This window comes from Pseudomonas sp. GL_103, assembly GCF_057835175.1.
Genome location: NZ_CM174420.1, coordinates 3,041,348 through 3,062,915 on the forward strand (window position 1 = coordinate 3,041,348; position 21,568 = coordinate 3,062,915).

General features: G+C 52.4%; 18 protein-coding genes and 1 pseudogene. 17 read left to right on the forward strand and 2 right to left on the reverse strand.

Going from position 1 to position 21,568, the window contains the following annotated elements:
- Nucleotides 1-52: 52 nt before the first annotated feature.
- The 3 genes and pseudogenes from AC3IP0_RS13765 to AC3IP0_RS13775 all read left to right on the forward strand — a co-directional run.
- Nucleotides 53-253 (forward strand): annotated as a pseudogene (locus AC3IP0_RS13765) (efflux RND transporter permease subunit); the annotation flags it as partial.
- 718 nt (nucleotides 254-971) lie between these two features.
- Nucleotides 972-1,367 (forward strand): hypothetical protein, encoded by a 396-nt coding sequence (locus AC3IP0_RS13770; protein WP_489327804.1) that lies wholly within the window; start codon nucleotides 972-974, stop codon nucleotides 1,365-1,367.
- 277 nt (nucleotides 1,368-1,644) lie between these two features.
- Nucleotides 1,645-3,414: an acyl-CoA dehydrogenase C-terminal domain-containing protein gene (locus AC3IP0_RS13775; RefSeq protein WP_489327695.1), complete on the forward strand. Its 1,770-nt coding sequence runs from the start codon at nucleotides 1,645-1,647 to the stop codon at nucleotides 3,412-3,414.
- A gap of 61 nt (nucleotides 3,415-3,475) precedes the next feature.
- Here the strand turns inward: AC3IP0_RS13775 and AC3IP0_RS13780 are convergent, their stop codons facing one another.
- Entirely contained in the window at nucleotides 3,476-5,137 is a 1,662-nt protein-coding gene (locus AC3IP0_RS13780) for a DUF1302 domain-containing protein (protein WP_489327697.1), read from the reverse strand.
- 1,078 nt (nucleotides 5,138-6,215) lie between these two features.
- Between AC3IP0_RS13780 and AC3IP0_RS13785 the strand changes: the two genes are divergently transcribed.
- From AC3IP0_RS13785 to AC3IP0_RS13820, 8 genes are all read left to right on the forward strand, one after another.
- A complete protein-coding gene (locus AC3IP0_RS13785; protein WP_489327698.1) occupies nucleotides 6,216-6,737 on the forward strand; it encodes a flavin reductase family protein in 522 nt (173 codons plus the stop codon).
- 126 nt (nucleotides 6,738-6,863) lie between these two features.
- The gene (locus tag AC3IP0_RS13790; protein ID WP_489327699.1) at nucleotides 6,864-7,967 is read left to right on the forward strand and encodes an LLM class flavin-dependent oxidoreductase; all 1,104 of its coding nucleotides are present in this window, start codon (nucleotides 6,864-6,866) and stop codon (nucleotides 7,965-7,967) included.
- A 62-nt stretch (nucleotides 7,968-8,029) separates the two neighbouring features.
- Nucleotides 8,030-9,655: a class I adenylate-forming enzyme family protein gene (locus tag AC3IP0_RS13795; protein ID WP_489327701.1), complete on the forward strand. Its 1,626-nt coding sequence runs from the start codon at nucleotides 8,030-8,032 to the stop codon at nucleotides 9,653-9,655.
- Complete coding sequence (locus AC3IP0_RS13800) at nucleotides 9,652-10,833, forward strand: acyl-CoA dehydrogenase family protein (RefSeq protein WP_489327702.1); 1,182 nt, start codon at nucleotides 9,652-9,654, stop codon at nucleotides 10,831-10,833. Before AC3IP0_RS13795 ends, AC3IP0_RS13800 begins: the two co-directional genes overlap by 4 nt.
- An 8-nt stretch (nucleotides 10,834-10,841) precedes the next feature.
- Nucleotides 10,842-11,906: an acyl-CoA dehydrogenase family protein gene (locus tag AC3IP0_RS13805; protein WP_489327704.1), complete on the forward strand. Its 1,065-nt coding sequence runs from the start codon at nucleotides 10,842-10,844 to the stop codon at nucleotides 11,904-11,906.
- 90 nt (nucleotides 11,907-11,996) lie between these two features.
- Nucleotides 11,997-12,764 (forward strand): enoyl-CoA hydratase/isomerase family protein, encoded by a 768-nt coding sequence (locus AC3IP0_RS13810; protein WP_489327705.1) that lies wholly within the window; start codon nucleotides 11,997-11,999, stop codon nucleotides 12,762-12,764.
- A 50-nt stretch (nucleotides 12,765-12,814) separates the two neighbouring features.
- Nucleotides 12,815-13,525, forward strand: a complete 711-nt coding sequence (locus AC3IP0_RS13815) for an enoyl-CoA hydratase/isomerase family protein (protein WP_489327706.1) — start codon at nucleotides 12,815-12,817, stop codon at nucleotides 13,523-13,525.
- Nucleotides 13,526-13,729: 204 nt separating this feature from the next.
- Nucleotides 13,730-14,824 carry an iron-containing alcohol dehydrogenase gene (locus AC3IP0_RS13820; RefSeq protein ID WP_489327707.1) on the forward strand — a complete coding sequence of 365 codons (1,095 nt, stop codon included), beginning with the start codon at nucleotides 13,730-13,732 and terminating at the stop codon, nucleotides 14,822-14,824.
- Between the two features lie 24 nt (nucleotides 14,825-14,848).
- On the opposite strand, the gene AC3IP0_RS13825 is transcribed toward AC3IP0_RS13820, so the two are convergent.
- The gene (locus AC3IP0_RS13825; RefSeq protein ID WP_489327709.1) at nucleotides 14,849-15,775 is read right to left on the reverse strand and encodes a LysR family transcriptional regulator; all 927 of its coding nucleotides are present in this window, start codon (nucleotides 15,773-15,775) and stop codon (nucleotides 14,849-14,851) included.
- A gap of 244 nt (nucleotides 15,776-16,019) precedes the next feature.
- Here AC3IP0_RS13825 and AC3IP0_RS13830 point away from each other — a divergent pair, with 244 nt between their 5' ends.
- The 6 genes from AC3IP0_RS13830 (at nucleotide 16,020) to AC3IP0_RS13855 (ending at nucleotide 21,496) form a co-directional block, all read left to right on the forward strand.
- Nucleotides 16,020-16,457, forward strand: coding sequence for an LLM class flavin-dependent oxidoreductase (locus AC3IP0_RS13830; protein ID WP_489327711.1), 438 nt, complete (start codon nucleotides 16,020-16,022; stop codon nucleotides 16,455-16,457).
- 147 nt (nucleotides 16,458-16,604) lie between these two features.
- Nucleotides 16,605-17,606, forward strand: coding sequence for a quinone oxidoreductase family protein (locus AC3IP0_RS13835; RefSeq protein WP_489327712.1), 1,002 nt, complete (start codon nucleotides 16,605-16,607; stop codon nucleotides 17,604-17,606).
- Between the two features lie 74 nt (nucleotides 17,607-17,680).
- Nucleotides 17,681-18,475, forward strand: a complete 795-nt coding sequence (locus tag AC3IP0_RS13840; protein WP_489327714.1) for an SDR family NAD(P)-dependent oxidoreductase — start codon at nucleotides 17,681-17,683, stop codon at nucleotides 18,473-18,475.
- A gap of 583 nt (nucleotides 18,476-19,058) precedes the next feature.
- Nucleotides 19,059-19,376, forward strand: coding sequence for a LysR family transcriptional regulator (locus AC3IP0_RS13845; protein ID WP_489327716.1), 318 nt, complete (start codon nucleotides 19,059-19,061; stop codon nucleotides 19,374-19,376).
- Nucleotides 19,377-19,911: 535 nt separating this feature from the next.
- A complete protein-coding gene (locus tag AC3IP0_RS13850; RefSeq protein ID WP_489327805.1) occupies nucleotides 19,912-20,895 on the forward strand; it encodes a zinc-dependent alcohol dehydrogenase family protein in 984 nt (327 codons plus the stop codon).
- Nucleotides 20,896-21,112: 217 nt separating this feature from the next.
- Nucleotides 21,113-21,496: a hypothetical protein gene (locus tag AC3IP0_RS13855; protein WP_489327718.1), complete on the forward strand. Its 384-nt coding sequence runs from the start codon at nucleotides 21,113-21,115 to the stop codon at nucleotides 21,494-21,496.
- The last annotated feature ends 72 nt before the right edge of the window (nucleotides 21,497-21,568 follow it).

The following is a 21,568-nucleotide window of genomic DNA, read 5'->3' on the forward strand; positions in this document are numbered from 1 at the left end:
GGGGGAGATCAAGTTCTACTCACCGGCCCAAGCATGGCTCGGCTTCTTCACCCGTCTGCGCCTGCGGCCGAATCTGACGTCGTTCGCTTTCATCATCGGTGTCGTTCCTCTGGTGTTTTCCAGTGGTTCCGGTTCAGAAATACGCCAGGCCTTTGGTATTGCAGCGTTCTTCGACATGCTCGGCATGTCCCTGTTTGGTCTGATGTTGACCCCGGTGTTCTATGTACTGCTGCGCAAACTGTCGGGTGTCGAACACCTGGTAGACAAGCACGGAGTCCGTGGTCACCGAAACGAAACCGACCCAACAGTTGGTTCTGGTCACCAAGACGATACCGACTCAACGGTTGGCCCTCACGCCGCTGCGTTTAAACCGCAAATGGCTGCGCACCACGCACGTGCCGTTCTTGTCGAGTTAGGAGGATATGATGAATCGTTTATCAGCCAATCTGTTCAAGCTATGCTCGCGAGCATGCTGTTGGCCATTCCGGCGTGTTCTCTAACACCGAATTACAAGAGGCCCCCGCTATCGATGCCGCCGGCATATAAGTAGGTGCATACCGATCTCTCGCTCAAGCCCTCCGTGGCAGGAAGTTGGAAAACATCCCAGCCCTCCGAAGCAGTAATCCGAGGTGGTATTCATTGACGCGGAATTGAACGGCTTGAAAACTCAGGCTTAGGCTGCCAACCAGAACTTGCAAGCTGCCGCTGCCCGTTTGAGGGAGTCGCGAGGGCAGAACCAGAGCGCCCGCGCCGGCCTGTTCCCTACGGAGACGGCAGGTTTCGACCCAACCCGCGAAAAGTCTCGCTGGCCTCACAGTTCCAGCCTGACAGCGGCAATGGCGCGCAACAAACGATGTGGCGTGCGCAGGCGGGGGATATCTTATGAGGTCGATTTTTTCAGCCGCGTGGCCAATACGGTTGACGCCACCAACGCTGAGATCGAACGCGGCTAAGCGTTGTTGCATTCGGTGATGCTGGCGGTACAAGCCGACGTGACGCAGAACTACTTCGCTCTCCGTAAACTGGATGCCGAAACCCAGTTGCTTAAAGGGGCGGTCGACCTACGTCAGCAGGCGTTGAGATTGGTGCATCAAGAGTACGAGTTGGGCGACCTCAGTAATCTAAGCGTGTCCCGGGCAGAAGCCAAGCTGGCCGCCGCCCGTTTCGATGCCATAAGCGTGCAGCGTCGACGGACTATATCTCAACGTACTGGATGCTCAGCGTTCGGTGCTGCAAGTGCAGAGCACAGCGGTTCAATTGCAGGGGGCGCAAGCCGCAGCGACAGTCAACCTAATCCGAGACTTGGGGGAAGGGTGGGGATTCTTGCAGGCTCCGAGGGATCCCACACTGGCCAAGCAATAGCTTGAACAGGATCCGGTCACACTGGTAATTAGCAGAGCGGTGCGGTGTTGTTGTCTTGTTTGAAGTGACAGTCTGTTTCCAATTCAGCATTTATCGAGATGTAGTGGGTCAGCATACTCCGGGGTCACTTTCGAGGTGAACCGCCCACCAGAATTTGCGCCTCAGCGGAGTCTGCGGAACCAGTGAGTGCACAAAAGGCTGATGGGACAGACTGAGAAAACAATAAATTCAAATCCAACTGTTCATTAATGACCTGTTCGCAGGTCTATGACGAGGTCGACCATGCCTACGTTCGACGCACCGGTGCGTGATATGCGTTTTGTTCTCCATGAAGTATTTGAGGGGCCAGCGCTTTGGTCTCGATTTCCCGCCTTGGCCGAGGCTGTTGATGCCGACACCGCCGACGCAATATTGGCCGAGGCAGCCAGAGTCACCGCGCTGCTGATTGCCCCCCTCAATCGAAGTGGTGACGAAGAGGGCATCCACTTTGAATCCGGGGTGGTGACTACGCCAAAGGGCTTCAAAGACGCCTACCGCACGTATCGAGAGGGCGGCTGGGTCGGACTTGCTGGCAACCCAGAGTTTGGAGGAATGGGAATGCCGAAGATGTTGGCGGTGCAGTTTGAAGAGATGATGTACGCCGCAAACAGCAGCTTCAGTTTGTACTCGTCCCTAAGTGCGGGGTGTTGCTTGGCAATTGATGCCCATGGCAGCGAAGAGTTGAAATCCACATATCTTCCACGGATGTATAACGGACGCTGGTCAGGAACCATGTGCCTTACAGAGCCACATGCAGGCACAGACCTTGGCATCATACGATGCAGGGCCGAACCGTTAGGGGATGGCCGCTACGCTGTTACTGGCTCCAAAATGTTCATCACCGGAGGCGAGCACGATCTAACCGACAACATTATCCATTTGCTACTCGCACGGCTTCCTGGTGCGCCAGCTGGCCCCAAAGGGATTTCGTTGTTCCTTGTACCAAAAATTCTCGTGGATGCCGACGGTCAACTTGGTGACGCCAACTCTGTGAGCTGCGGCTCAGTAGAGCAAAAGATGGGAATCAAAGCGTCAGCCACGTGCACGATGAATTTTGAGGGAGCTATCGGTTATCTGGTAGGTAAAGAGCACAGTGGCCTATCGGCGATGTTCACGATGATGAACTACGAACGCTTGTCTATCGGTATCCAGGGTGTTGGCTGCGCGGAAGCTTCATACCGGAACGCAGCCTACTATGCTCGCGATCGTACCCAAGGCCGCGCACCAACGGGTGCCCAGGTGCCTGGTGAAACTGCAGATCCAATTATCGTCCATCCCGATGTGCGTCGCATGTTGTTGACCATGCGTGCCTTGACCGAAGGAGGGCGTGCCTTTGCGACCTATGTCGGGCAGCAATTGGATATCAGTAAGTATACCGAGGATGCTGACGAGCGCGATGCTGCACTCCAACGGGTGGCCTTGTTGACTCCTGTGGCAAAAGCTTTTTTCACCGATACGGGGCTTGAGAGTTGCGTACTCGGCCAGCAAGTATTTGGCGGGCACGGTTACATCCGCGAGTGGGGCCAGGAGCAACTGGTACGCGATGTGCGTATTGCTCAGATCTATGAGGGGACTAACGGTGTTCAGGCGCTGGATTTGCTTGGGCGTAAAGTCATTGCAGATGACGGTGTGGCTTTGGAGAGCTTTACGGCTGAAGTCAAAACCTTCTGCAAAAATGATGGGCTTTATGCCCGGCAATTGTTCCATGTATTGGTGATGCTTGAAGAGGTGAGTCGTTGGTTGCAGCTACAGTCCAGCCATGACGCCAACCGTATTGGTTCCGCTTCAGTTGAGTATCTTCATCTGTTTGGTTATGTGGCATATGCATATATGTGGGCAAGGATGGCGATGGTAGCGCAAATCAACCTTGACCGAGATCCGGAGTTTTACGGTGCCAAACTAGCCACTGCTGCATTTTACTTTGACCGAGTATTGCCGCGCGTGCTGACCCTAGAAGCCGTAATCATGGTGGGCAGTGACTCGCTCTACGGGTTAAAGGCCGAGCAGTTCTGAGCCTATGCACTTGAATTGGCCGCTTCACTTTTTTCGCGTGTCGCGGCCTGGAATGGAGCCTTTAGAAAGATGTCTTGAACTGCAGTGAGATCCAACCTTTGTCGTTGAGACCTATAGGGCCATTACCCCCGCTATAGGCCTCCCCGACATTCGGTATGGTCTGTTTATGCTGGGTGTTGAAGTGGAACCCGTTGTACTGCAGCGTGGCGGAGTGTAACTGGCGATAGGTGGCTTTGATGCCGATCGTGTAAACCTTTGAGTCCTCGGCAACAAAACCGCCTGCAGCAAAGGCCGGATTGCCTTTAAGTCCGACGAAGAAGGATGCTGGAGCGCTGAGGTCTATTCCTGAAATGACATTTTTCCACTGCGGCTCGAAGTAAATACCCAGGTTGTAGGCATTGACGGTGGCGCAACCATCCGCCTGTGAACCGCCAGCTACGCAGTCGAAACCTACGCCGTTGAAGACCGATTTGTTTCCCGTCACATTGACTAAGTGAGCATAGGTTGCTTCACCAATAACTGTCGCGTCATCCCACATCGCTGTTGATCCAGTGGAATAGACTCCATTGATGATGGCTGTGATCAAATCGCCAGTCGCACCTCTGGTATAAGGAACACCCACTTGCCCATTCTGGAGCGAGCTGCTCAAGGCGGTGCCCTTGCGATAGGCCACTTCGAAGCCCGTAGTCACAGGGCCGATGGCTCGGTCATAACTCGCCGCGAACATTTTTGTCTTCCTTGCGTATTCCTGATGGATGCGAGCACCGCCACCTTCATGCAAGTCGGCAAGCACCCAAGGATGGGCGTCGTCGAACTGACGGTAATACAGGCCTATACGACCCTGTGCCCATTGCGGCGACCAGACGACTTTGATACCAAAATTATCGTTGATGTCCTTGGGTCTATTCTCATCACCCGCTGTGACAGGCCCGCCAAAGGCACTGTTTAGTGCCGGGGCTTGGTCGGGGCCGGAAAAAACGAAGTCCAGTGGGGACAGGTAAGTACCGCCTTCGCCATACCGCATAGGCCGAAACTCAAGCATGTATTGAAAAGAAACAGACAAATCGGGACGTAAGCCTACGGTGGCCATGACTTGGGTGCGTGGGAGATAGAGCATGCTGGAATCAAGCCCCGGCGTCCCAAAAGCCTTTCGGTAATCGAAAGGGCTTTGTGAATAGCCGATACTGGAAAGGTAGAAGAACTTGGCGTTGCCCCACTGTTCGGTGAGTCGGCCCGCTTTCAGATTGAAGGGAGTTTGTCCGATCGCAAGGTCATGAGTGACGAAGGCCTCAAAAAGCTCGCCCCCCTGTAAGAAGGACTTTTTTGTTCCACTGTCATAGCGGCCATCCGAATAACTTTTTTGATCCACATACGCAGGATTGGATTCGACGTGATCGTCGTACGCGAAGTCTTTCCACGCCAGACCCGATAGACGATACGCAGTCTGTGGGGTCGCCTTGCCTTCCAAGGTGACAAGCGCCTCAGCTCGATTGGTGACCATATCGCCGCGGTTAAATTTATAGTCACTTTCATCATAGTTGGAGTTGTTCCCGATGGCACTGTCTCGCGACTGCGCTCGCCAACCAAGCGTATAGGAGAGTGAAGTGTTTAGATGGGCTGATGCCGTCTCACTTTCGAATAAAGTGGTAGCCTGGGGGGAGCTTAGGGCACTGATGCCACCAAAAAACAGCAAAGGACTGATACTTCTGACTTTTGAATTCATTGCGCCGACCTAAGTTTTATTATTTTTGTCATGGCTCGTGTGTGCGTTATCTTTTTTGATACACATTCACGTGTTGGCGATCAGAGGAAATGCCGTGGTCTGTTTTGCGGGCAACGCAATAGCGTGCTAAACAAACGTCGTTTGCCTCGCAGATACCGATCGACGGCTGAGGTAGACCCGATTGAACAAAATAGAAGACGTCTATGGGGAAATATTTGGCGGTCTACAAGTTCCCCGACCGCATTCGTTCAGAAGAATATGCTTTAGGTGGGGGGCAAAAAGGTACTGCTGAATACCAATGCTTGTTAGTGAGCTGTCTTTTGATATGAGCATCTTCCGCTACTCCGGCGTGAACAGCGTGACTCGCTGTCTCATCTTTTTGTTTATGCACCAGGTCAAATTTGTGGATTGACCTAGCGAACACATTGATATCCCGTCGCATAATATTGCGCAACTGCCGGCGAGCGGCTCGCTGGTCGGAGGTCGGCGGTTTTTTAATATTAGATAGGTAGGCAAGTGACAGGTTCTGCTTTCTGTGAGTCGATAGAGAATCGCCGCAATTTTTAGCTGATTGGTTAATGAAAAGGTTGTTCCAGACAGCGTCGGGTGTTTTTTAGTTCACCCTTGATTGTCCAGGGCGGTATTGATTTCGTGGCTTTCAAGGGGCAAAAAAAAGTAATTGCACGGTGCAATTATATCTTTCTTGGATACAGACAGTCGCCGCGGGAGCGTCTCTCAGGCGCTTAGCCGACGCGTTACGGTCTTGTCTGCCATTTGTTCGAATTTTCCTGATTAGAGTCGGTTTCTTATTCCCTAGTCCTTGATTGTATTTACCAGGGATACAGATAGGCGCCTCCAAATGGACAATCAGTTATATCGGGTTAGTGAATGGAGTTGGTGGGGGTGGCTCAAGCCCATGAAACAAGCGGGTTGGCAGGTTTTTTATTCGAGTGAGGGCCTTAACTTTTCAATTCTCCTGAAGGGTGACGACGAAAAATATGAATAGCTGGGTGTCTAGGGGAAGTGTACTAATTGTCTCGTACAGTTTTTTTCAACAACAAGTATAAGGTAGAAGAAAATGTCTACGACTCTAAAAAATGAGGTTGGAAGCGACGGCATGGTAGCCAGCTTTAAATCTGCGATGGGTCGTTTCGCCTCTTCGGTTACATTGGTGACCGCTAGTGATGATGCTGATGCGCCGCACGGTTTAGCTGCTACCGCGTTCTCTTCTGTGTCCATGGATCCCGCTTCCGTTTTGATTTGTGTCAATAGAACGGCTGGCGCTTCTCCAGTGATAAAAAAATCTGGTTTTTTCTGCATTAACATGCTGCAAAGTCAGCATGAGAGAATCTGTCAGATTTTTAGTCAGGCGGATCTTCGAGAGTTACGTTTCACTGAAGGTGATTGGGAAACAGGAGTTAACGGTATTCGTTATCTCGCCGATGCCCAAGCAGCGATTTTTTGCGAAGTCGTAAAAACAATTGAGCATGGAACCCATACCATCATTGTTGGTAATGTGATTGAGGTTGTGACTCAGCTCGCCGAGCAGCCGTTGCTTTATATGGCGGGGCGGTACAGATCTCTTTATAACAACCAATGATCTTTTGACGAGTTGTTCTAATCTTCATTAGCAGTATTCGCAGTGGGTGGCGTATCCCAGGCGTGTGCGAGTGCGCATGTACGTTGCTCACAGTTGTGTATTCATTACTTCCGCAGGATAATAAAAATGAAACTTGCCATGTTTATGCAGCCTCTACATCGGACTGGTCAGTCCTACCACGAAATGTACGATCAGGATGTTGCTGGCGCCGTCCATGCTGATGCTGTGGGATTTGATGAACTTTGGGTTGGTGAACATACGACACAACGCACTGAACCCATCACTAACGCTCTGCAGTTTCTCTCCGCGCTGATTCCGCAGACCAAACACATGAAACTGTGCACGGGTGTGCTGAACTTGCCTCAGCACTATCCTGCTCGTATTGCGGCCGACGTGGCGATGTTCGATCACATGTCCAAAGGGCGGTTCCTCATGGGAATTGGCCCTGGCGGTTTGGCCTCTGATGTTGAAGTTTATGGCTGCGATCGCAAATTGGGGGCCGAAATGATGCTGTCTTGTTATGAGATGATTCGCGCCATTTGGGACACTATGCCTCCCTATGACCTTGCCACCGCCCATCACAAGGTCAGCATCCAACATACGGTGAATCACGAGCTGCAGCTCGGCTACATGCCCGTTCCGTACCAAAACCCGTTCCCTCGGGTGGCCACCTCAGCCATGTCCCATGCGTCCAGCACTGCAAAGCTGGCTGGAGCCAAAGACTGGGATCTAATGTCGGCCTATTTCTGCACCAAGGACGCAGTTGCCTCCCAGTGGCAGGCATATATCCAAGGAGCAGAGAGTGCAGGCATAAAGCCTGATGCTCGTAACTGGAAGGTGGGTCGATCGGTATTTGTTGCGGACTCCCAGGCGCAGGCTGAGGATTACATGGCTGATGTAAGCAACTCCGTTCGTTACTGCTTTGAATTCATGGTCAAAAACTTGAGCACTATTGGCCTGATAAGCGCCTTCAAAACCAGTCCCGACATGCTTGATGCAGAAGTGACCATTGAGCACTGCCTCAAAGAAATGGTCATTTACGGTGATGTGAATTCCGTGACCGAACAACTGGTTGCACTCAGTGAGCTAACCGGCCCGTTCGGAACTCTGATGACCACTTTCCACGAGTGGGATAACGAAACGTTGTGGAAACGCTCGATGGAGCTGACCGCGCAACACGTAATGCCGCGCCTGAGTGACCACATGGGGCCCCTTTTGGACGCGCAGTGACGGGACTTAAGTGGCGTAGCCCGAAGCTGCGCCCGTGTTCTTTCTGAAAATCAGGGGTATCCATGAATCTCAAATCATTGCAGGGTCTGACCATTCCGGCCTTACTGCGCCAGCAAGCGGCAAACCAACCTTTCCGGCTCGCGTTCTCTGGTCATTCCTGGCACGGACAACGTGACCGATTGAGCTACGTCCAGTTGGTTGCGCGGATGCAGGGTATGGGGCGCTTACTTCATGCCCGGGGTGTTCGCCAAGGCGAACGCGTCGCCATCTTGCTGACCAACGACGCGATACGTGAATGCGTACTTACGGCGCTGGGTTGCATGGACATTGGTGCGGTGGTTGTGCCACTCAACACCCGCTCCTCGGACGAAGAGTTACATCATGCGCTGACGTTGACGGAGCCGGTTGCAGTGGTCACCACCCTGGATCAATCCGGTCGCGTCCAAGCGCTTTATCCATCTGCAAGGTTGCTCCTATTGGGGGCAAGTGACGCTTCGGAAATCTCGGCCGACCAGCGTTGGCCTGATCCAATAGACACCTTTGAATCAAGTTCGGTTTCCAGTGCACCGAAGGCGGATGATCTGGCTTGCTTGCTGTTTACCTCTGGTACCACGGCACGAGCGAAGGCTGTTATGCATACCCATCGAAGCATGCTGCATGCTGGGCGAACCATGAGTGCGGCGCTCGGGTTGGAATCGGGTGATCAGTATCAGGGAGCGTGGCCGTTCTTCACCAGTTCGGTTCTGAGCATGGCCTGTATGTCTGCTTGGGTGACGGGTGCCGGTGTGGTCTTCGAGGAGGCTACCTTGAGCAATGCTCAGCGGCTTCGTTTGATCGAGACAGAGGCGACCACGGTATATCACGGTGTGACATCGATCATTCACTTCCTGATCGATGAATACCAACGCGACACCTATGACCTAAGTCGGTTGCGCCGTTTCAGTTATGGCGGGGCAGTTATGCCTGTCGAAGTGATCGAAAAAATCAGCAAACGAGTCCCTTGGGTCGACCAGGTTCACGTTTGGGGTATGACTGAAACAGGCCCGGCAGGTACGTATTTGGCTCCGCACTTTTTGCCTCGCAAAGCGGGTGCAATTGGCCAGCCCATGCCCGGTTGTTCGGTGCGAGTAGTCGATGACGAAGGCGCGCCGGTGGCCCAGGGTGAACTGGGTGAAATTGCGTTCAGCGGCCCATCTATGGCGCTGGGATACTACCGTAATGAACAGGCTACGGCTGAATCCTTCGTGGATGGTTGGGTATACACGGGAGATATTGGTCGCTTCGATGATGAAGGACTGCTGCACTTTGTTGATCGCAAAAAAGACATCATCAATCGAGGTGGGCTGAAAATTTCGTCCGCTTCTGTCGAGGAGGTGCTTTATCGCTTTCCCGGAATCAGTGAGGCGGCTGTTGTCGCTATCCCACATGCGGGGCTTGGCGAAGATATTGCCGCATGCGTAGTTTCAGGTCTTGGCCAGGCCTTAGACCTTAAAGCACTGGCGGAACACTGCGCGCAGCATCTCGCCGATTTCGCACGACCACGGCAATGGCACGTGCTTTCCGAGTTGCCAAAAAACCCGATGGGCAAAGTACTCAAACGTGAGCTACGTGATCAAATCAGTGTGCTGACGCCTACGGACTTGTCGCCCGGAGTTGTTCAAACCATGGCTCGTCAGATTGCGTTATGAGTCTATTAAACACACCCGAGCTCCTCGCTTTTCGCGAGAAGGTACGCGCCTTTATTCGTGACAACTTACCAGCTGAGTTGGCTGAAGAAACACGTACCTGTTCGCACATTCCTAGGGCTAGCAGCGCTCGGTGGCAAGCCATCCTTGATAGCCGCGGCTGGGGAGCTGCGAGTTGGCCTTCGGAGTTCGGAGGCACGGGTTGGGACTCAGCGCGGCGCTACATCTTCGAGGAAGAGTGCGCGATTGCAGATGCTCCGTCCTTGAGCGTTTTTGGCCTCTACATGATCGGCCCGATACTCATGGCGTTTGGCAGCCTAGCTCAACAACAGCGTTACCTTCCGCCTCTTGTCAATGGCACGGAGTACTGGTGCCAGGGTTACTCGGAACCAGATGCCGGTTCGGATCTGGCTTCGCTGAAAACCACTGCTCTGCGAGACAGTGACGGGTGGGTCGTAAACGGTTCAAAAACATGGCTGAGCTATGGCCACGAAGCCGACTTCATGATCCTCCTGGCGCGCACCGACATCACGGTGAAACCTCAAGCCGGATTGTCACTGTTTATCGTTGATATGCGATTGCTTGGCATTGACATGCACTCGATCCACACCCTGGAGGAAGGGCACAGCGTCAACCTGGTGTTCTTCGACAATGTGCGACTACCTGGTGATGCTCTTATTGGATTGGAGGGACGGGGCTGGACGTACGGCAAGTACTTGCTTGCCCTCGAGCGTACCAACAACGCCCAAGCGCCCAGAACCAAGCGGGATCTTTTGGCGTTATGTGATTTGGCCCGAGAACGCTGTGATAGTGACGGTAAGCCCTTGGATCAAGATCCTCGTATAGCACGCAGATTGGCGTCGCTCTGTGTTGACTACATTGCGCTGCAATCTGCAGTTCTCCAGGCCCTCTCGGATCAAGCTGAAGGCAAAGCTCCAGGCCCCGAGGTCTCTACGTTGAAAATTCGCGGCTCGGAACTTCAGCAACGAATCACCGAAACCGCCATGCAGATACTCGGTACTGAAGGTTTGGTACTGGGGCTCGAATATGGATCTGGTGCCGAGGATTCAGCGGCCAAGGGCTGGGTTAATCGACATTTGTTTCGGCGTGTTGTAACGATCTACGCCGGAGCCAATGAAGTGCAAAAGAACATCATCGCCAAGTCAATTTTGGGCATGTAGGAGCGAACATGGATCAGGAAACACTTGATGCCGTGAGCGATACGATGCGGCGCTTTTATCGTGACCATCAACCGTTGGAGCAGCGGGTCACGAACTATCAGCAAGGGCACAAAGAAGCGGCGGGCACCTGGGAGGACATGGCGGTTCTCGGTTGGCTGGGCCTGTCACTCCCGGAACACCTGGAAGGTTTCGGTGCATCAGTCAGAAATTGTTTGTCGTTGATACGCGTGGCTGGCCGCGAGGCTCGTCCGGAGTCGCTGTCAGAACATTGGCTGCTTGCACCTTTTTTACTTAACCATGTGGAGCGCACCAAAGTCTCCGCGTTGGCTGCGAGCCTTAGCACCGGTACTCGACGTTTGGGTCTACTGCAAACCAAAGGGAAGCTCGATTTGCAAGTGAATGAGCTGCTCTCAGGGCGCGGACTTTTGCTCGGCAATGAAGTGACCGTGACCGATTGGTTGATTCCAATTCGAGTAGGTGACGACCTACGGCTAGCCCTGGTCAGCCGGGACGCCGACGGTATTGAAGTACAGCCTGGTCGATTGCTGGACGGCCGTGATAGCCGGTGGGTGAGTTTTAACCAAACACCATTGCAGTGGGTTGGATTGGAAGGAGCGGGGTTGGGACAACGTGCACTCGATTTCGCCGCTGCTGGACAGGTCGCTGATTCGGTTGGTGCGTTCGAAAGTGCGTTCGAGTTGACCCTGGACTATCTCAAGCAACGGACGCAATTCGGACAAGCGTTGTCGCGTCTACAGGCAGTACAACAGCTGATGGCGGACGTGTTTTGTGATCTTCAACTGTCGATCAGCCTGATGCAGCGACTGGGTTATGAGCTGGATCAGGATCCGGTGAAAGCCGCACCGATGGTTGCCGCGTCGAAGAGCTTTGTCGGCCGACGCATGCTGCGCGGAGTGGGTCGATTGATCCAACTCTCCGGCGGTATTGCGATGACCGAGGAGTACAAGCTTGGTCATTTTTATCGCAGGTTGCAGGTCGCCTCCACCGTCTATGGCGACGCTGAAGAACAATTGCACCGTATTGATCCGCGCTCACTGTTGATGAGTGCTTGAACGACAGAAGTTCCACACAAGGCTTTCGGGCCGGCTTAGCAACTGAAAACAAAACTGAATGATTTGGAGTGAACTGCCATGAGCAACTCTTTGCTGCTTGAAGTCCGTGATCGCGTTGCTTACCTGACCATCAACCGTCCGGATGAACTGAATGCCGTAAACGCCGAATTACACACGGCGCTGTCGCGGATCTTTATCGACCTGGGTGAGCGCCGTGACTTGGCCGCCATCGTACTGACCGGCGCTGGTCGCGCATTTTGCGCAGGTGGGGACATTGAGTGGATGCGTGACGGCGTGCGCAATCCGGAAAGCTTCGAAATCATTACTTGGGAAGCCAAGCGCATCGTCTACGCGATGTTGGACTGCGAAATCCCAATCATCGGCCGCATTAACGGTGATGCAGTCGGCCTAGGGGCAACCCTGGCACTGTTGTGTGACATCACGGTGGCTGACGATCGCGCCCGCATTGGCGACCCTCATGTGCGTGTTGGGCTCAACGCCGCTGATGGTGGTGGCTTCCTTTGGCCTCAGGCAATAGGTTTTGGTAAGGCTCGGGAGTTGTTGCTGACAGGCGAGTTGCTCAGCGCCAACGATGCGCATCGATTGGGTGCCATTGGCCACGTGGTCGCCGAGGGCGAACTGGATGCCAAAGTCGAAAACCTGGTCAACAAACTGCGGCAGGGCGCCACCAAGGCTATTCGTTGGACGAAAGCGGCTTACACCATTCCATTGCGGCAGATGGCTCATGGACATATGGATGCAGGCACCGCGTACGAGTGCTTGACGAACCTCAGTGCTGATCACGCCGAAGCCATCGAGGCATTCGCAGAGAAACGCAAGCCGGTGTTTGGTCGCTAAAACAGTGACTACTTTCATTTTTTAGGGTTACTTAATCAGGAGTTTTCTCCATGTTTCGACTCGAATTTTCAGACGACATCGCCGTCGTTCACTTGGACGCCGCTCCCGTTAACGCCATGACGTTTGCCAGCTGGGCTACGTTACCTGACCTGATCCGTGAAGCTGAGCAACAAGGTGCAAAGGCCCTTGTGTTCAGCGGGCAGCCCCATAAGCACTTTTGTGCCGGTAACGATGTCCGCGAATTCAAAGATCTGACTCCGGAAGACACGTTGCGTGGGATTGCTACTGTACGTGCTGCCGTGAAAGCCGTGCATGAAAGCCGTTTGCCTGCCATCGCTGCGCTCCACGGAGCGGTTATGGGCAGTGGCCTGATTTTGGCTTGTGCTTGCGATATCAGACTAGCAACAGCAGATGCCCGCCTGGGTCTTCCAGAGGTTAAGGTCAACAGTTATGGCGGTTTCGCAATGCTGCGCGAAACACTACCACGAGGGGAAGCCCGCTCGATGACGCTCTCGGGCAAACCAATCAGTGGCGCACGAGCCTTCGAGCTAGGAATGGTGCAGGAGCTCGCTGACAACGCACCGGCCGTCTTGGAAAAGGCATTGGCATTCGCGGCGGAGATTGCATCGACGTTGACCGGTCGTTTGGGTAACGAAATTAAGGCTGTGATGAATAATCAGGAACAGCATTCTCTGTGGGATTCGTATGAGCTAGAGCGTGAATTTGCTTCGCGCATCATGGGAACAGCCAGCAGCAACTGACCGCGCCGAAGAGAATTAAATTCGGTAATAAGTTATAGCAGTGGAGCATCCGCTGGATGCTCTTCTATCAACGTTTATATACGATGTAGGATTAAGGTGGCGATATTATCGGGCGAAACTCTTCCGTAGCGATAGACTATTTCGCTCGATAAACTACCAGTACCAGGTGAGTATCACGCGTCCAATTTAAAGAGGGAGGGCGGTATGATTCATTTCGTTGCTCCAGGTGACTACATACAAGGGCCAGGCGTGCTATCTCGATTGCCCTTTTTTACTAGGCAAGCGGGTGGCATGGCTGTAATCGTTACTGACGAAATCGTGCTTGCAAAAGTCAGGTCACAACTACTTACCGCATTTAGTAGCGAAGTGACTCCGCAAATTATATTTATTGGCCCAGAGGTCACCTACGCAGCGATCGAGTCGCTCTGTTCACGTATGCCGGTGAACACAACGGTCGTTATTGGCCTGGGAGGCGGTAAAGCCATAGATATGGCCAAGGGCATGGCTGACGCAAAAAATATCCCGATGATTTCAGTGCCGACAGTTGCGTCGAATGATGGGCCTACAGCCCGAGTTTATGCGGTTTATGATGACGAGCATCGTCTCGTTGCCATTGAGCGTATGAAAGAAAGTCCAATGGCGGTAGTCGTGGATACCAAACTACTCATTAATTCGCCGCTGCGTTTTATGAGGTCAGGCATAGGTGATGCGATTGCAAAAACTTTCGAAGCCGAGGCGGCGTGGAATGTAAGTGGCAGCAATATGTTAGGTAGCACACCACCTGCGTTAGCCAAAGTTATCGCGCGAGCGTGCTTCGACACCATTCGGCAGAACGCGCTGCCGGGACTCGCTGCAATGGGGCTTGGTGAGCCAGATGAAGCTTTTGAAAGGCTTGTTGAGGCTTGCGTGTTGATGTCAGGCCTAGGTTTTGAGAATGGTGGGCTCTCTATAGCGCACGCTGTAACTCGCGGGTTGACTCAGTCCCGTCATGGGGTACATGCAACCCACGGTGAACACGTTGCTTATGGCGTATTGGTGCAAGTCAGGGTCGAAGGCCGCACCAGAGCTTTTTTTGACGACCTCGCCGGTTTTATCGAAGCGGTTGGTTTGCCGACCTCGTTGTTCGCGCTCTCGGGAAAACTGGCCAATGAACAAGATTTTGCTCAGATCGCGGATATCGCTCTAGAGGCTTCATACAGTGAAAATTTTCCGAAATCAACGACCCGCATGGCGTTGGTCAGCGCCATGCAAGGGATCGAAAAGCGTTCCGCGACCCGGCTCATGTCCTTGGGCGCTTGACCAAGCGAACTCGGCACTTCCAATTTAACCGGCGACAAGAAGGTGACGCGCAGGAGTATTGAGATGCTTGAAGTAATCGACGGTGAAGTCGACGAACGTTCTGACGCGAGTAGGGAGCTTGCGTCCGCCGTTAGTGACCAAATGAAAGGCACTGGAGGGGCAGCGAAACTCTTCCAGCAGTGGCACAAGGCGTCCGGTCTCAAGATCTTCGGCTATTTCCCAGACACCTTTTCTAATGATTCCCAGGCCTTGCACTGCCCAGCTTCGCAATGTGGAGCCGTCGTCTGTCAGCCGATTGCCCTTAACCTGTATAGCGGTTTGAACACCATTTTGCATGAAGCTCCAGCGATCCAACGGTTCGTCGGCGCGCAATTGGACGAAGCAGTTGTGCAACTGGAGCTCTTCAATACGACGAGGAGTGCCATGGTTTTCAATGTAAGTTGGAGAGCAGCAAACCATAGGGCGGTCGATACCGAGAGGGTAGGCAGTGAGAGAGCTATCAGGAGGCGTTCCCCAGCGTATCGCGAGATCCAATCCGAATTCCACAAAGTTAAGTACACGATCGCTCAGAAACAATCTAAAACTAATGTGAGGATGTTTCTTAATAAAAGCATCAATCAATGGAGTGATTATTTGTCGCCCGAGGTCGGTTGGACATGTCAAACCAATAGTGCCTGAGAGATCCGTTTGACCATTTTTAATTGTGGTATCCAGGATGTCGACCTGTTCGATTATAAGTAGTGCTTTTTCATAAAAGTAAAGGCCTTCTTCGGTTGGCGTCAAACTGCGAGTGTTGCGATTAAGCAAAGGTAAACCGTACATGTCTTCCATTGCTTTTAGGCGTCCGCTCATGGCCGCTGGAGAAAGACCTAGTTGCCGACCGGCCGCTGAAAGTGAGCCTGTTTGAACAATTAGCCTGAACAATTTCATATCTTGAATTCGGTCAACCATGATGGATTCACTCAGTTTTTTGTTTTTTACTGTTCGGATCTCGTCTATTGAATAATATTGTAGCGGATGCGTAAATTTTTGGAAATTTTTATCGCAGGATTAAACTAGGTGTTTTCGGAAATATTGAGTGCTATGTTAAAGAAAACACGAATTGCTTCAAGTGGTTGCGCGGTGATAGTGGTAAATATGAGATCTGAGGGCTTTATTAATCGCCCTCGTGAAAGACAAAAATAGGGGCGAATGTATGAAGCTCGCTATGTTGTTTATGCAGCCTACGCACCCGAAGAGCTGGATGTATCAAAAAATGTATGATCAAGAGCTTGCTTGCGTCTTACATGCGGACAAGGTGAGGTTCGATGAAGTATGGGTAGGTAAACATACTTCGCGGCGCCCTGGGCCAATTACGATCGCTTTGCAGTTCCTGTCCAGTCTGATACCGGTTATCGGGTGCATCAAATTGTGTACCGGCGTGGTGAATTTGCCAAAGCGCTTGGCTGCCCGACTCGCGACGGTTATCGCTAAGTTTGACCATATGTCAAAGGGGAGACTCAAACCTCGTCGTAAAACAGTTGGTGGTATTCGGCGAAAAAGGCAACCCGTTTGGTACGTTGATGACAACAACTCCATGGACGAGACGACGGGCATTGTGGCGCCGCTCGATGGAACTGATGGCGCAGCCTGAGCTAAGGGACTACATATCGCGTCGCTTGGACGCACAGCGGCACAGCGGCACAGCGGCACAGCGGCACAGCTAACGTAGGCGTTCCAACCGCAAAAGGTGTTTGCACCTTTTGCAAAATTTTACTTTCTAACCAGGCAGGTAACTTCAATGAATACGAAACAAACCACCGAGGCCATACTGATTCACGAGTACGGAGGCCTTGAGAAAATGCTGTACACCTCGATCGAAGTTCCTCCACCCGCTGCTGGTGAAGTTCAGATTCGCCAACATGCAATCGGTGTGAATTTCCTCGATACCTACCACCGTCGGGGCATGTTCGCTTTGCCTGCATTACCGGGAGCTCCAGGTGTAGAGGGTGCTGGTGAGGTCATTGCTGTGGGCGAGGGCGTTACTCGCTTCCAAGTCGGCCAGCGTGTTGCTTACCCGCGTTCTCCGACTGGAGCTTACGTGGGAATGCGCAATCTGGAAGAGCGTTATTTGGTGCACCTACCTGATGGCATCAGCTATGAGGTTGCAGCTGCGGCCATTCTGCAGGGTTCTACTGCGCACATGTTGATCAATCGCGTGGCCCCACTGCAAGCCGGGCAGACGGTGTTGGTTCACGCTGCCGCAGGTGGCTTGGGCTCACTTATTTGCCAATGGGCAAGTTCGTTGGGTGTCCGCGTTATTGGTAGCGTTGGCTCTCGCGAGAAAGCAGAGCGAGCTTACAGCCTCGGCTGTGAGAGCGTGATTCTCTACAAAGAAGAGCCATTTGTAGATGGGGTAAAGCGACTCACTGACGGGCAGGGCGTTGATGTCGTTTACGAAGGTCTTGGCGGAAAGGTGTTCCATCAGTCCTTGGAGTGCCTCAAGCCATTCGGGCATCTGATCAACCTTGGCCAGGTCGCCGAAGGTTTGCCGCAAGTAAATATTGCGGATCTCGGGCCAATGCGCTCGCTGACTGTTTCGGTTCCTGGTCTGACTCCTTATCTGAACAACCACCCAAATGTGCAGGGTGTAACGGACGAGGTGTTTGGTCGGATTCTCAGCGGCCAATTGAAGATACATATCGGTGGGCGCTTTGCATTGCGTGATGCGACCGAAGCCCATCGAGCGCTGGAAAGCGGAACCACTCAGGGCTCGCTGATCCTGTTGCCTGAAGCTGTGTAATTTCAAACAGAAATAGTGTCAGCCCCCCACGTCAGAGGCCATCTTTTTGGCCTCTACTTTTATCTGGGATATTTATGAAAATCGAACTGTCAGGAAAAACAGCTTTAGTCACTGGCTCCGGCAAAGGGATTGGTTTTGCCATTGCTAAGGGGTTGGCCAACGCAGGAGCGAAGGTCGTCATCAATGACCTCTTGGATAGTGATGTAGAAAAAGCGGTTACTCAGTTGCGAGCCGAATTTCCCTCGGCAACGGTTGAGGGCGTGGCCGCGGATTTGGGTACTGCGCAAGGTTGTGCCGACTTAGTCGCGCAGGTGCCAACAGTGGATATCTTGATCAACAGCGTGGGGGTCTACAGTGTGGAGGACTTCTTCGAAACACCTGACGATGTCTGGCTTCGGTTCTTCAATATCAACGTCATGTCCGGGGTGCGCTTATCACGCGCCTATCTGCCGGCGATGATCGAGCGTGCATGGGGGCGGGTGGTCTTCATATCTTCGGAGGCCGCATTGTGTATTCCGATGGACATGATCCACTATGCGACCACCAAAACCAGCAACCTCGCGGTTTCACGAGGTTTGGCAAAACGCGTAGCTGGGACGGGGGTGACTGTCAACGCGGTGTTGCCGGGGCCAACGCTTTCCGAAGGGGTGCAGGCGTTACTGCAGGATGAAAAAGAAGCGTCAGGGCTCTCGATGGAAGAAACGGCCGCGGCCTTTGTGGTGAAGCATCGTCCAAGTTCACTAATCCGCCGTGCATCAAGCATGGAGGAGGTGGCGAACATGGTGATTTATGTTGCTTCTACGCAGGCATCTGCTACGACGGGAGCCGCCTTGCGTGTTGATGGGGGCGTGGTCGATTCCATTGCATAACACCTTCGTATGCTTGGTTGCCGAGTGACCCCGCCGCTATTGTGGCGGGTCGCTCGTACCACGGTTAAACGATCATGTTTATGCAGTAAAGGTTGCGCCGGCGTAGCCGGCGCAACGCCTCGAAGTATTTCCAGAGGGTGCTCGATGAATGCCGAATCTCGTTTAAGTTAGGGCCGCCATAGTACTTTTTGTAGGTATCCTGATAGGGGTGACATGGCGCCTATTGTTTTCAATGAAGGTTTTTGTCGCCGTCATTCTTAAATGATGACAGAGTGTTTCGTACCGCAATGAAACATGGGTCGTACTGTAGGGACGAGTATGAAGGTACTGCTCTATTGTCTCCTGTGCTACTACTAATCGTTTCGATTTTGGCAGTTTATCTGCGACATCTCCTAGAGCACAATCAGATTACGTTATGGTGGTGCAGACTATAGATGTCCAAGCTCAGTGATTGAAGCGCGCTTACTGGGATTGCAGTCATTACGAAATTGGCAGTAGCTCTCAATCGCTGAAAAAACTGCCCCTCCACAGTCTGCCACAACCATGCATGGTTTTATTCACTCAGAGGGGGGGAAAGAGGATTATGGCGATCAATGAGAGAAATTTTCATGACGTCGACCTCAATCTGATGGTGACGTTTTTGGTGCTGTATCGTGAGCTAAATGTTACGCGAGCGGCAGTACTTTTGAAGGTGGGGCAGCCTGCAGTTAGTGGCTCCCTGGCGCGGTTACGAGCGCATTTTGACGACCCTCTGTTTCTTCGGACGGGAAGAGGCGTGCGTCCAACAGCGAAGGCGTTTGAAATTGCGGAGAGTCTAATGCCTGCATTAAGCAGAATTGAGGCCGTAATAACGGGGGGGCTTCATCTCACAGCAGGCGAGGAGGAGCATTGCCAGCCGTGACCACTCATGTCCGTATCAACAGAATATTGGCTGCTTGAGAGATGGAATATATGTTTGGACGAGCTAGGTGTTGGGGGATGACACACCATACTTTCCTTTTTTGAGCCGTGCCATCCGTCTTGGAACTCCTTTGGACGGAATAGAGCAGGGCCAATAGTAAACGCCGATAGGGCTGCCGATCGTCGCCTTTTGCGAGACAGAGCGTCGCTCGGTGGAAGGTTTATTTCTGAAACGGAACTAAGTAGCATTTTAAGTGGAGTGCCATTGCCCTGAAAATAATTGAGCGGTGCCAGGACTTATGTTTAAATTTACAATCCAGCATTCGATTAAGTTAAATGCTTGGTTATGAACCTCTCGCTCCGGCGTCGAGCCGGGCTTGCTCTCTACCGAGAGGTTGCTTGCCTATCATATTTGTTACCTCCGCATATTTCCTAGCCGAGCTTCATGGTGATATCTATGTCGGCAAAAAAGTAACTTCACTTGAGTCTTAGATTCCGAGTGCTTTAAGGAGATTGATTTGAATAACCATCCAAAGATGCGCGCACAGATACTAAATGACTACGCCGATGGTCAATTTACCGAAATGCAAATTACAAGGCCGGTTGCAGAGCCTGGCCAAGTGCTTGTCCGTATCATGGCGAGCGGTGTTAACCCAATCGATTACAAAATTCGCACGGGTGTGGCACCTTACGCAGAGCCAGAATTGCCGGCGATTCTGGGCACCGATTTGGCGGGCGTAATCGAAGTGCTCGGGGAGGGCGTTACAAACTTCAAGGTTGGGGATGAGGTGTATGGCATGACCGGTGGCATTCGCGGTCTGCCAGGTTCTCTTGCTGAATACGCGGCGGTACATGCCGATATGTTGGCACTCAAGCCAAAGAACTTGAGCATGCGTGAGGCTGCTGCCATCCCGTTGGTTTTTCTCACCGCCTGGGAAGGTCTTGTTGATCGTGCCGGCGTCCGGCCTGGGCAGCGTATTTTGATCCAGGGCGGCGCAGGCGGTGTGGGTCATATGGCCGTGCAGATTGCACGCGCTCATGGCGCGCAGGTGTTTGCTACTGCTTCCGCTGAAAAACGTGAGATCGTCGAGTCCTTTGGTGCAACGGCAATCGACTATCGCAGCAGCACCGTGGAAGAGTATGTCGCGGAACACACCAATGGTGTTGGCTTCGACGTGGTGTACGACACTGTAGGCGGGCAAACACTGGACGACTCGCTTGTTGCAATACGCACCTACGGCCACGTGCTCAGTTGTTATGCGTTCAGTTCGCACAATCTGGCGCCTGGCTCGCTTCGCTGTGTAACGCTTTCTGGGATTTACGTTTTGCTGCCACTGCTCAGTGGTGAAGGACGCTCTCACCATGGCGACATTCTACGAGAAGCTACGCGACTCGTGGAGGAGGGTAAGGTGAAACCATTGCTGGATTCACGTCACTACAGTTTGGCTGACGCACATGCTGCACACGACGACCAAGAATCCGGAAACACTATCGGCAAACTAGTAATTGATATCGTCTGATACCTAGGCCCTACCAATTAAGGTGGTGCAAATCGTTGGGAGAAGTCCTCCCAATGATTCCACTCGGCGAGCTAAATTCAAAACACAACTGGTAGCTATATCTGCGTGGATTTGTCTGTGCGTGTTAGTCGTAGTGCTATGCGGAAATGTTTCATAATTCACGCAGAGAGTAATATCTTCATCTATGTAATCACCGAAAGGTTCCAATGGGGGGATCATGGCAATTCGCAAAATAGATCTATTAGAAAGCTCATGGGAGCCTGGTGAGCACCTCGCTCAAAATGGGGGGGAGTACATGCATATCACCATTTCCTATGATATCAGTGGGGTGCGATCTAAGATAGATAGCCATGTGCGCAGTGTCATAGAAAGCAGTCTTTACCTTCAGAAAATTGAGTGCGTAGATACGACGATTTACTGGCAAGCCTATTTTGGTGAACGGAATGACTCTACAGACAAGCTTGTCTCGAAGGCAGAGGATGAGTTGAGGAACAAGTTGGAAGAGATATTTGTAAACAAAGAAGACTTGTCGTACGAGATAGTTACGGCTTTTTGTATGATTGGGAATTTGAGGGCGTTCGCTTTTGAGATTGATGCGTAACGCATAATATTACCGACGCCTCTCACCTTTTTAATTTGCAAGCGGGTCACGAATGATCTTTCGCAACTTTGG